At 55.2% G+C, this 12,083-nt stretch carries 8 protein-coding genes and 1 CRISPR repeat array; of the genes, 2 read left to right on the forward strand and 6 right to left on the reverse strand.

The window, feature by feature from the left end; translation table 11 throughout:
* Positions 1–107: 107 nt before the first annotated feature.
* A complete protein-coding gene (locus SH661x_RS12885; RefSeq protein WP_437221987.1) occupies positions 108–1,559 on the reverse strand; it encodes a sulfatase family protein in 1,452 nt (483 codons plus the stop codon).
* Positions 1,560–2,031: 472 nt separating this feature from the next.
* On the opposite strand from SH661x_RS12885, the gene SH661x_RS12890 reads away from it, so the two are divergent.
* The gene (locus SH661x_RS12890; protein ID WP_437221989.1) at positions 2,032–3,531 is read left to right on the forward strand and encodes a sulfatase; all 1,500 of its coding nucleotides are present in this window, start codon (positions 2,032–2,034) and stop codon (positions 3,529–3,531) included.
* Between the two features lie 199 nt (positions 3,532–3,730).
* On the opposite strand, the gene SH661x_RS12895 is transcribed toward SH661x_RS12890, so the two are convergent.
* Positions 3,731–4,210, reverse strand: a complete 480-nt coding sequence (locus tag SH661x_RS12895) for an NAD(P)/FAD-dependent oxidoreductase (RefSeq protein ID WP_437221991.1) — start codon at positions 4,208–4,210, stop codon at positions 3,731–3,733.
* On the opposite strand from SH661x_RS12895, the gene SH661x_RS12900 reads away from it, so the two are divergent.
* Positions 4,193–4,984, forward strand: a complete 792-nt coding sequence (locus tag SH661x_RS12900) for an IS630 family transposase (RefSeq protein WP_437221993.1) — start codon at positions 4,193–4,195, stop codon at positions 4,982–4,984. The genes SH661x_RS12895 and SH661x_RS12900 overlap by 18 nt on opposite strands.
* Positions 4,985–5,045: 61 nt before the next feature.
* Positions 5,046–6,204: a CRISPR direct-repeat array (repeat unit 36 nt; unit sequence GCTGTAGTTCGCAGGGAAGCTTCGCTCGGATACACT).
* 50 nt (positions 6,205–6,254) lie between these two features.
* Here the strand turns inward: SH661x_RS12900 and cas2 are convergent.
* The 4 genes from cas2 to cas9 all read right to left on the reverse strand — a co-directional run bounded on the left by cas2 (position 6,255) and on the right by cas9 (position 11,492).
* Complete coding sequence (gene cas2, locus SH661x_RS12905; RefSeq protein ID WP_437221995.1) at positions 6,255–6,560, reverse strand: CRISPR-associated endonuclease Cas2; 306 nt, start codon at positions 6,558–6,560, stop codon at positions 6,255–6,257.
* 4 nt (positions 6,561–6,564) lie between these two features.
* A complete protein-coding gene (cas1, locus tag SH661x_RS12910) occupies positions 6,565–7,488 on the reverse strand; it encodes a type II CRISPR-associated endonuclease Cas1 (RefSeq protein ID WP_437221997.1) in 924 nt (307 codons plus the stop codon).
* A 241-nt stretch (positions 7,489–7,729) separates the two neighbouring features.
* Positions 7,730–7,930, reverse strand: a complete 201-nt coding sequence (locus SH661x_RS12915) for a YegP family protein (RefSeq protein ID WP_437221999.1) — start codon at positions 7,928–7,930, stop codon at positions 7,730–7,732.
* Between the two features lie 358 nt (positions 7,931–8,288).
* Positions 8,289–11,492: a type II CRISPR RNA-guided endonuclease Cas9 gene (gene cas9, locus SH661x_RS12920; RefSeq protein WP_437222001.1), complete on the reverse strand. Its 3,204-nt coding sequence runs from the start codon at positions 11,490–11,492 to the stop codon at positions 8,289–8,291.
* Positions 11,493–12,083: the final 591 nt, after the last annotated feature.

Here is a 12,083-nt window from a genome sequence, read left to right on the forward strand (position 1 = left end):
TCCGCACTCGGAACGTCATGTCGAAAGACGCTCCGGGAACGGTTCTCTGGGACGCGATCACCGCAGTCGAGACTCTCGCTGGTCACTTTCACATTGCCGCTGGCAAGTTACTTCGGCTCTGCAACCTCGACTCCAGTGAAGACGTCCGCCGAATAAGATCGTTTGAGCATCTCTGATTGTTGGGGCGTGCGCCATTTCGGTTCGGGCAGCTGTTCGTTCCACTCCTTGAGGGACTGGAGTAGCGCAGTCGCGATGTCGGGATGCGCGGCAGCGAGGTTACTCTTTTCACCTGGATCCGATGAAAGGTCATACAGCTCGCCTGCTTTCTCAGGCAATTTGACAAATTTCCACTGGTCCTTCCGGATCGCGAGCTGTCCCATCCATCTCCAGTACAGGACATCGTGAGGGGGACTGGGATCTTCGCCACGCAGGTGAGGAAGCAGATTCACTCCGTCCAGCTCCGGTGCTTCAGGGACATCAGCCCCCACTGCTGCCAGTGCCGTCGGGATCAGATCCAGAGAACTCACCGGATGATGAAAGAGAGTGCCCGGTTCGAACTGGCCTTTCCATTGCATGAAAAAAGGGACCCGGATGCCACCTTCGTAAACATCTCCTTTTACTCCGCGGAACGGATCATTGAGAGAGGTATTCTGGCCAAACTGGAAGGGTGCCTTCGGATTCGATCTGACATGCCCCGTCGGACCACCGTTATCGCTCAAGAATACGACGAGCGTTTCTTCTTCCAGTTGAAGTTCCGCCAGCGTTGCCAGCAGACGTCCGATCTCCTGATCCACGCCATAGAGTAACGCGAGAAACGAGCGACGGTGAAGATCCTCGATGTGCTCGAAACGTTCGAGATGCTCAGGTTTCGGCTCCATCGGCCAATGTGGTGCGTTGTACGAGACGTACATGAAGAACGGTTTCGACTGATGCGCTTTTATGCAGGCAATCGCCGCGTCGGTCAGTTGCTCAGTCAGGTGTCCCGACTCTTTCAGAAGCTGCGTCGCGCTCTTCCGATACCTGTTGTAAGAGCTCTCGTTGTCGTCGACGATGGGATAAAAGCTTCTGGAACCTGTGTAAAATCCCTGAAATTCGTCGAATCCACGTGTCCACGGCTGCGAGTCCGCAACCGCACCAAGATCCCATTTTCCGACTCCCATTGTGGCGAGGCCCGCCGCCGAAAGCCGTTCAGCCATGGTCAGTCGAGCCGGGGGGAGCCCGAAAGTTCTGAGATATTCATGCTGCGGATTTGCCTCGAATCCGAAGCGCTGCTGGTAGACTCCGGTCATCAGACCTGCCCGGGAAGGCCCGCACTGGGGAGCGGTGACATACCCGTCGGTGAAGCGGATTCCCGCTGCCGCGATGGAGTCAATATTCGGGGTGATGGCCGTCTTCGAACCATGGCATCCAAGATCCGCGTATCCGAGATCATCGACGAGAATGAGGAGGACATTCGGCTGTCTTTTGACAGGGGCCGGGACAGCCTCCGCGACAGCAACCGACATCAGCAGCACTGCAGCAGAAAAACATGCGATCTGAATCTTCAAAGACGTTTGCATTCTCTCGTTGCTCCAGGAGAACTCGTTGAGGCGAAGCTCTCTCTAGGTCGCGCAAACTCCCTTGGAGTTCGACACGACAATCATTCTTCACGACCGGGAGTTGTAGCGTCTCCCCATAAACGTTCTGTCGAAAATTGACGACCTGGTTCCGGCGAAATTGTGAAAATCTCCCGAATGATCCGTTGAACCCATGTGATTTTCATGACTCGAAGGACAATGCTGAAAACAGTTCAAGTCCCGTCGACGAACGACGTGCCAACGCTTCGGAGTCAGTCCGTCGAGCTGGCAGTGGGCGGAGTTCAATGTCGGCACGTGGTCAGTTCCCCAAATGCGTTTTCAGCCGGTGATTTCCGGGATTTCCGCAAGACACTCGATGCGTAGATCTGTAACATCTCGTTGTCTTCCGTGTTTCGGAGGACAACGTGTTCGAGCTCCTCGCGTCGAACAATTTTCGTCAGCGGAGGCTATCAAGATGAACAAGAGTTGTCGACATCCCAGCCGATCATATGGCTGTCTTCTGTTTTGTATTGCGGTTGCCCTTTTTGCATCAACTCCGCGATTCGCGATCGCGGATGACCGGCCTAATATCGTGATGATTGTTGTGGACGATCTCAATGACTGGGTGGGGTGTCTTCAAGGTCACCCACAGGCACAGACGCCACATATTGATGCCCTCGCGTCACGGGGAATGCTGTTTGCAAATGCCCATTGTCAGGCACCGTTATGCAACCCCAGTCGGACCAGCGTTCTGACAGGCAAACGTCCCTCCTCGACCGGCGTCTATGCCCTCGAGCCGTGGCTGAGAAAGGCGCCTGCGCTGCAGGATTGCGTGACACTCCCCGAGTACTTCAAGAAGAACGGCTACGAAGTCATCATTGGCGGGAAGCTATTCCACGGTGGCGGTCCCCCGCAAGAAGAAAGGGCTCGTTATGCGGACATCTGGGGACCGGAGAGTTCGATCGGTGCACGTCCCCGTTCCAAACTCGTCACAACCCCCGCAGGAAATCATCCACTGGTTGACTGGGGGACCTTTCCACATGCCGATTCCGAAAAGGGGGATTACCAACTGGCCAGCTGGGTCGAACAGGAACTCCCCAAGCGAACCAACCAGCCATTCTTCCTGACCGTCGGATTCTTTCTTCCCCATGTTCCATGCTATGCCACCCAGGAGTGGTTCGATCGCTACCCGCAATCGTCTCTCATCCTGCCAAAAGTTCTCGAGTCTGATCGCAGTGATATCCCTGAGTTTGCCTGGTACCTGCACAGCCAGTTGCCAGAGCCGCGATTGTCATGGCTCCGAAAACAGGAGCAATGGAAGAACCTTGTCCAGGCCTACCTTGCCTGCGTTTCGTTCATGGACGCGCAGGTCGGGCGAGTGGTCGCTGCTCTGGATCAGGAACCGTATCGCGACAACACCATCATCGTGTTCTGGTCGGATCACGGATGGCATCTGGGCGAAAAAGGGGTGACAGGGAAGAATACTCTCTGGTCAGAGTCGACACGGGTTCCCATGATTTTTGCAGGGCCGGGAATCGCCCAGGGAGTCTGCCAGCAGCCCGTCGAACTGCTCGATCTTTACCCGACTCTCGCGGAACTGTGCCGGCTCCCGGTCTCTTCAGAACTGGAAGGGCACAGTCTCGTTCCACAACTCCGCGATCAGAACGCCGAGAGGAACTGGCCCGCGATCACGACGCAGTCTCAGGGCAATCATTCCGTGGTGAGCCGTGACTGGCGGTATATTCGTTACGCTGATGGCTCGGAAGAACTGTACAACATTCGGACAGATCCAGACGAATGGCACAACCTCGCCAAACAACCCGGAGTCGAGGAAGTGGTGGCGGCCCACAGCAAGTGGCTTCCCAGTCACAACGAACGTGCTGCACCGGGCAGCAAGTCGCGACTCCTTGAACTTGTCGATGGAAAGTGGCACTGGGAAGGCCAGCCCATCAACCCGGATGCCATCGAGAAATGAGTCGAAAGGGTGAGCGTAGCCGTGAACAGGAATCTCACCATCGGCAGTTCAACTGACCACCGGTGAAAAGCGATTCACCTTTGATATCGATGAATGAGCGGCCTCGGTGGGGAGTCAAATTTTCCAGTGCGGATGATCCGATCCCTCTCTCGCTGGAAAACTGCATCATCCTCATTTCTGGGATCGATCAGCATGTTCGTCATCTGACTGACTCGCTGCGCCAGAACCGGGAGTATAACCGTGTCGCCCCGTGAACGAGCCAGGTTCGACGCAGCCCGAAGGCGAGTTGCCGACACATCCATTGTCGACGGTGCAGCAGTCGCTTCAGGCTGCTCGCCCATTCATCCTGCAGGGCGGGTGTCCAACACTTCACTCCCCGTAAGACCAGTGGAACGACAGCCTGAGCGGAAGCCAATGCCCACGCGATCCCCTCCCCCGTGAATGGCTCGACATAACCAGCGGCATCTCCGATCACCAGAACTCGTTCACTCGCAGGGACGGAAAGACGGCGGGTCAAACTGGGTGTCCCCTGCCAGTGGGCACTCTCCAGATCGGAGAAACTTCGAAAACCGCTTTCACTGAGGATCCGGGACGCTGCGGCCCCCGGAGTTCCACAGTTTCGAATGAAATCTCTGTCGAAAGCGGCAGCGACGTTCAGTCGATGATCTTCGAGTCGCACCAGTCCCACGTAGCCACCCAGCACACTCCCCGGGACTTTGGATATTTTCGCTCCCGGTGGTCGTGTGAAACACTGGCCCACCTGCTGGCGTTCGAAACCGGGCAGCGTTTGAGCGGTGAAACGATCCGCCGGGGGCTGCATCGACTGGGGCTGGTCTGGCGTCGCCCTCGACCTGTCGTGGGACCAGCTGATCCCGAACACGCCGAGAAATTCCAGCGGATTCAGCAGCTTCTGGAGAACCTTTCTCCCCAGGATGTGGCTGTCTTTCAGGATGAAGTGGACCTGAATCTGAACCCCAAAATTGGCAACATGTGGATGAAAAAAGGCCAGCAGGCCGAGGTGGTCACGCCGGGGAACAATCAGAAGTGCCATGTGGCAGGCTCGCTAATCTGGAGGACAGGGACGCTGCTGGTGAGTCGTCCTCACTGGCGGCGAAACACGGTTCAGTTTCTGGCTCATCTGGACGACCTACGTTCACGGCTGCGGGGTTACCGGAAGATTCACGTCATCTGCGACAACGCCAAATTCCATGACTCACGGGCAGTGAAAGCATATCTGCAGAAATGGAACCACCGGATCGAAGTTCACTTTTTGCCCAAGTACGCCCCGCAGACGAACCCGATCGAGCGTGTCTGGTGGCACCTGCACGAGACGATCACGAGGAACCACCGCTGCCAGACTCTGGAAGAACTGATCGATCAAGCGTATGAATGGTTTGAGGTGAACAACAACCACTATCTTGACATGCGACACTCCTTCGCCAAAGCCGCTTAAACCTCACTCCGGTTCGGTGGAGGGCCTATTTAGAAGTCTCCTGCTGTCCAGGATGAAATCCGCTGTAGTTCGCAGGGAAGCTTCGCTCGGATACACTCAAATTGCTATACGCGCCGGGCGTTGCCCCGCTGTAGTTCGCAGGGAAGCTTCGCTCGGATACACTCGGAAATGTGCCGCACGAATTCCCGGCTCGGCTGTAGTTCGCAGGGAAGCTTCGCTCGGATACACTATCAGGAGTTGACTTATCTCCGCAAAGTGTGCTGTAGTTCGCAGGGAAGCTTCGCTCGGATACACTGCGGAAATCGCCCGGATGATCGAAACCGGTGCTGTAGTTCGCAGGGAAGCTTCGCTCGGATACACTGACGAGATGTACTCACTGACCATTGCCACAGCTGTAGTTCGCAGGGAAGCTTCGCTCGGATACACTTCGAGTTGAAGCCGGTCATGTACAACTGATGCTGTAGTTCGCAGGGAAGCTTCGCTCGGATACACTAGCAATGCTCTCACGTAAGCCGCGAAAGAAGCTGTAGTTCGCAGGGAAGCTTCGCTCGGATACACTCCAAGCCGTCTGAGGTGTGGGAGATGACCCGCTGTAGTTCGCAGGGAAGCTTCGCTCGGATACACTGAGCCACACGAGCCACATAAGCCGCCGCATGCTGTAGTTCGCAGGGAAGCTTCGCTCGGATACACTCCAGTCGTGCTTCGCCGTCGACCTTTGCATGCTGTAGTTCGCAGGGAAGCTTCGCTCGGATACACTCAGATTCCGCTGCTGTTTGAGGTAGTATTCGCTGTAGTTCGCAGGGAAGCTTCGCTCGGATACACTAGGCGGGCACATGAAGACCGATAAAGTTCTGCTGTAGTTCGCAGGGAAGCTTCGCTCGGATACACTGAGACCAGTTGTCGCTTGCGTGTGAGTCCTGCTGTAGTTCGCAGGGAAGCTTCGCTCGGATACACTAGCAGCATAGGATCACTTGTCTTTTCGTTATGCTGTAGTTCGCAGGGAAGCTTCGCTCGGATACACTCGCTCGCGCAAAACACTTCGCCTTCGTATTGCTGTAGTTCGCAGGGAAGCTTCGCTCGGATACACTTATGGTCGCATAAGACCAACGTCAAAATGAGCTGTAGTTCGCAGGGAAGCTTCGCTCGGATACACTCGCAGATGGGGCGACTGTTACTGCGTCGGAGCTGTAGTTCGCAGGGAAGCTTCGCTCGGATACACTACCTTCCGCCGAACTGCCAACGACATAACGACTTCCAGTAAAAGGAGGCTTCAAAAAAGCAGAAGCTGCGATGGGGCTGACTCATTTGTGGCTCGCTTTTTTCCGTGAAAACTTTGCATCTTCCCAAATTGCCGATCGGTCACTGCAAGCAATCGCACGTAGCCGTCCGGCGGCAGTTTGGATTCGATCGATCGCCGGTACGTCTCCGCGATTTCCTCGCTGCCACAAAAGCGGGCGTAGACAGAGTATTGCATCTGTGAAAAGCCTTGATCAAGCAGCAGGTTGCGAAACCTGCAGTAGTCCCGGCGGGCCTGCCTGGTGTCGACCGGCAGATCAAACATTGTGAACAGCCACATACTCTTATATTCCGACAGCTCGTCCCCTGCTTCTGGCATCGAAAAACCCTTCTGGCAAGATCAGATCACGAGATTCCCCGACAACACATTGCACCAGGGAAGCTGCTGTTTTTGACAAGGCATCAAACAGCGAACGCGACTCACCCTGAATCCTGATCGGCTCGGTCAGTGCTCCCAGCAGGTCGGCCCTGATCATTTGCGTCACTTCCGGAATCGCCTCAAGACCGTCCAGAATTCCTGCCACGGCGCGATCGACGAGAGGGCGATAGGGTTCCATGACGTCATCAGCGAGGCAGAAGCTGTTGTATTTGTTGTGATGGTGCAGTCCGATCGTGGGATGCAGTCCGGCAGCCACGATGGCGCGGGATGTAGCTGCCCTCAAGACAGCGTAGCCGTAATTCAGAAGGCGGTTGTGATCCGATGCGTTCCGGTCGCGGCGAAAATCGCTGCCGAAGAGCGCTCCCCAGTATCGGCGCGCGGCCTGCGCTTCAATGTTCGAGGGGTCGCCAGAACGAATCAGCGATATCAGCCGCCCGATGCCATGATCGGTCCCCTGACGTTCGCGGAGCAGCATGGACTGCATGTGGACTTTGCTGCGGATGAGTTGTCTCCAGAGCTGTTTTCGGCGAGGTACGGTCAGCTGCACCTGCTTTTGAAAACGTTCCGTCTGAACGACATTTCCGTCCAGAGGCAGCAACAACCCAGAGGGCATGCGGGATTCATCGCAGGTGAGAAACGCTCCGCCTGCTGCGATCAATTCATTGAGGACAGCCTGAGTGTACGAAACCTGCGGATGTGCGACGACCAGAACGGCCAAGTCTTCGAAGGGGACGCGAAGGAGCGGTCCCCCGGCATCGATGACAAGCTGATGACGCTCCACCCGGAGACGCGCGGGATGTTCCGCAATTTCAAGAATCCGATTCCGCATCACGCGGACTCCGAAGGAAGGCCCGACCTCCGGTGTCCTGAAAGTGAACTTCCTGCGATACCTTTATGATTTTCAGCGACTCATGAATGACATGCAAGGAAATTTCTGCCATGTCGCCAAAGTGGAACTGATCAGGACGCCCTGTGACCTGTTGAACAGGTAAACTACTTGAGCAAACTCATTCTTCAGAAAAGAGAAGGGCCGGCGTCCTTTAAAGGACGCCAGCCCGGATCATTGTCGTTTATACTTCGACGACGGAAGCTCCGTTGCTGCTTTTCACAAGTTCGATTGCAGATTTACAATCAGCTTTGTTGTGGTAGCTCTCCCCGGAGACAGCAATGATTCTGGTGTTCGCAGCCCTGAGCCGCCAACACCACTCTCCTGATACGTCTTTGAAGACTACGTACGTCAAGACAATCTCCTCTAAAACAGCAGATCTCAAAACGGTGGATCTGTTGCCTAGAGCGCAGTGGACTGCCTACAATGGCAAAATCGACGCCACTGGCGCTCGGTCAGAGGCCGGACGTGTTTTTGCTTACGAGGCGACACGTCCTGGCCTTTTTTCGTTCAATGAGTATTGCGTCCTTAAAATAAAATGCAATATCTAACTCCTCGATAAAACTGAAAATTCACTACAGTGCCGTTCCGTCTAGGTGCTACTCTAGCCGCAACTTGATACCCTATTGTGGAGTGAGCTGGATCATCGGACCGTAAAAAGTTCCGTCAGGTGCAACTCGCTGTAGTTCGCAGGGATGCATCGCTCGGATACACGGTCCCTCGAACGGGAATCTGGACGCTCGTCAGCGCTTTGCCTTGGCGAGAGTCCGGAATTTCCTCTCTTCTTCAATAGTTCCGTCCGGAGAAAGATTTACGGGCTTCGCTCCGCGCTTCCTGAGGTTGTCGATGCTTGTGATGCGATTCCAGGGCGTACGCTGGTCGTTTGTCACGGTCGTCAGATGATGTTCGCACAGCTGTAGCTCGTTCTGGGAGAACTTCTGCACACGGTAGAGCATCTCTGTTCCGTCTGGTCCCTGGGCAAGGAGCATGTCGTTCTTTCGCAGCGCGAATTTGAACTTGCGGCTTTCCGTCTCGTTGGGGATCAGCACCTTTTCTCCCGGCTTCCCATGGTTCCGGGAAAAGTTCTGATGTGCGGTCAACCGGTCCAGGATTTCATGTTCCCAGCGGACTTCCTTTCCGTCTTTATCCAGCACCGCATAGACGAGACTGGCGTAATTGGAATCTTTTCCAGATGCGTAGTTCCTGGCGCGGGGACCTTTGCCGACAGTACGGGGTTTCGCATCGGTGATAATGCGCACCTTGCGGATGATGGCTCCACCCGATTTCTGATTCTTCCCCGTCAGTCGCGGAAAGTTCTTTTCATTGTCGTCCGCGATCGCCCAAAGCTTGTCCGGCTTTCCGCGGCCCAGCTGTTCCCACTTCTGCTGGACTGCCGCCCGGACATTCACGTCAGCAATCTGATCACCGCTGATCTCTTTGGCAGTCAGTTTGCTCAGGTGCTTCCGGACCCGATGCTGGGGCCTCTTCTCGGTGCCGAAGTTCTTGCTGTAGATCGTCTCGGCATGGAGCGGACCAGCAAGGGTATGGGTGGGGCGATGGGAAACGTGGATGGCTTCAATCGCGAAGGCCACATCATTTTTGAAGCTGGCCCATGGCCACTTGATCGATTCGAAGAAGTGTCTGGAATGATGTTTCTCGCTATTGCTGGCAGCTTCGGAGAGTCGTTGAATCTGCTTGTGCGTCATCAGGGCAATGACCACGGCGTCGATGGCGTGGTGACGATGATCGTCGCGCTCTTTCTCTCCGTCTTCCGCCCCCAGCAGGTCATTCAACTGCCAGTTCGCACGCACTTTCCCGGTCAACTGACCTGTGGGCGACAGAATCCGCTGCTCTCCTGAAGCATCGACCCGGCCTCCGTAGAGAAGTTGAAGGTACTCGGAAGCGAGTCTGGAATTGTACCGGGTATCCACGAGTTGCCGGGCAGTGAATTCATCTTCAATCGGATCATTTTTGAAACGGAAGAGCTTCACGTCCCGGGCAGTTCCCTGAAACCGTTCGACTCGCTGCAGGATTTCTTCATATCGGGTCCCAGCGAACGCTTGCGATGGGGTTCGATCCCCTTTCTGGTCGTTGCAGCTACGACAGGCGACCGTTTTATTGAGGAAGGAATCGTCCAGATAACGTCGCGGGTAGATGTGCTCGATATTGAATTCGGCATCATCAGACAGCAGACGTTTGCGGTTAATCGCCTTTCCACAATAGGGACATTCCCAGCCGCATTCTTCCGCCAGCAGCCACTTCTCGATGTCGCTGCGGCGGGGGTTGGAACGATTCCCCTGTGTGACGATTGCAGCAGCAGCTTCAAGTCTCCGTTTCTGATTGGACTGATTCTGCGCATGAACTTCTTTTCGTTTGACGCGGGAGTTGCGGATTTCCCGAGCCAGTTCAATATGAATGTGCTCTGGCTTCCCAAATCGGTTGATAATGGAATTGACGACTTTGCGAAGTTCCGTCAGCGCACGAATGACGGCAGGATTGCGAACGTCCGACTTCCACTGATTGAGGGGCGGAAGCGAGGGGTAGATTTTGCCGCTGGTGAATTTCTCGGGATAAAGTGCACGTCGAACCGTGCTGTAGGAGGCGCCGGCGTGCAGTCCGGGAGTGCCGGGTTGACCTGCAATCAACTTCTCCATCGCCCGGCGGCTATGGCTGGCATAATCCTCTTCAAGATGAGTTTTGTTCGCCAGCAGACTTGCGGCAGCTTCATCGAGTCCCCAGATTTTCATGGCCCGCTTCTGCAACGCTTCAGGCTTTCGATAGTGCAGCACTTCCTGAGCGATCGTGGTCTGCTCTTCCTCTGAAAGTTCCAACCATCGGGGGCCAAACACGGGGATCATCTTGGCATTTGTTCGATTCCCGATGAGCTTGTCGTCCCACTCCTCCAGCGAAAACTTGGCATTCTTGAGATTGAGCTGCTTTTTCACTTTCTGCCAACTCAACTCTCCTGTTTCATTGAGAGCGGCCAGAAGTGATTGTCTTTCAGCTTCTGATAACGGGTCATTTCGTCTGCTCGCTGTGGTGACACGCAGATCGTTCACCTTCTGGAGAATCCGGAACGTTTGAGCGATGGGAAGCGCGAGTGGGCACCGCTTCAGTCCCTTTCCCCGCTTGTCGAATTCCAGTTCGCAACGACCAATGAGGTGGCTTTGGGATTTCAAGGGTCGCTGGAAGAAGATGACATCATCAATTTTGTCCCAGACTTCTGGCGTCAGTTGTGGATGTGCCTTTTCCTGGGCTTTGCGAATCGCAGCGAACTCGTCCCGATATTGTTTTCGGCTGAGCCAGCGACGGCGAATCCGCTCTTCCTGCGGTTTCACCTTGCGATTCAGATAAGCCCCGAGGGGCAGTTTCGCCTGCTCTAACTTCTTGTCCATGACCCCAATGGAACTCAGGACCACGCCTGTATCTTCATCCTGACTCTGACCCTTTCGATTACTTTGATATCCCCGGCGCTGAGCCAGATGATAAAGGGCCCGACCAAGTTCATACGGGGCAACGGCCCCCGAAGAAGCACGGTCCCGCAGCAGATAAGGAAGCTTCTGCCGGGCCTCATGATCATCCACGGCAATGTATTTTTCGGTCAGCTGCGAATCGAGATCGCCGAGCAATTGCTTTCTTGCGACCGAATCATTCCCGGTGGATGGGGGAAGCAGTCCAAGTTGCTGCAACAGAATAAAAAGTTTCTGCTTGCGTCTCTGCCGCCGCCACTGCATGCGTCTGGGCTGACGAGCCTGTCGACGAACAACGGCTCGCGACGCATCCCGGCCCTGATCGATGTCCCCTTCGACACCCGCTTCGAAGATTCGAACCCCCGCAGCAACAATCCCTGCAGGCTCTCCCCCAGGCCGATCCAGTTGAACAACAGCCCACCCGAGAGAAGATGCCCCCAGATCCAGCCCGAGACGATACGGAAATGCGTTGACCATGAATGTGCCCGTGAAGATCAAAGAAGACGATCGAGAGTTGGTCTTCGATCATATCGGAGTTGAATTTTCCGTAAAAGGGTGTACACTTGGCGAAGTGTATCCGAGCGATGCTTCCTTCCTATTACAGTAAGGTTTTATCGCGCACGGTTAAATCCGTTGGGCGCCTCCTGAAGGCGCCCATTTTTATGCGCGGTCGGTCAAACGCTGACGAATGTCTTCTATTCAGGAATGCTCAGTGGCAACGCGTACTTGCACTTGCCTGTGAATGGTTCTGAAATTCTTTCGTGTTGATTTGCTTATTCCGTCGTCGACCTGCGCCGTCGTGGGATTCACGATGTTTGTCATCGTCACCAGGCTGGTCCCCACCGCGCGCAGAAGCTGCCTGCGGGGTCGCGGTTCGTTTGTCGGATCCCTGCCGGCGGATCAATGCTCGGTCACGAGTCGCAATGAGGAGGTGAAGCCGTCGACACTGCTTCTGAATTCTCCTTCGACACGTTTGAGCCTTGGTGGCAGACCGGTGGCGTGGGTTTCGGTCCGCTTTCGCTTTTCGAATTGTAAGTCACATTGAGACGGGCGGATTTCGGGAAAAGT

This window comes from Planctomicrobium stercoris, assembly GCF_051465655.1.
Lineage (GTDB): Bacteria > Planctomycetota > Planctomycetia > Planctomycetales > Planctomycetaceae > Planctomicrobium.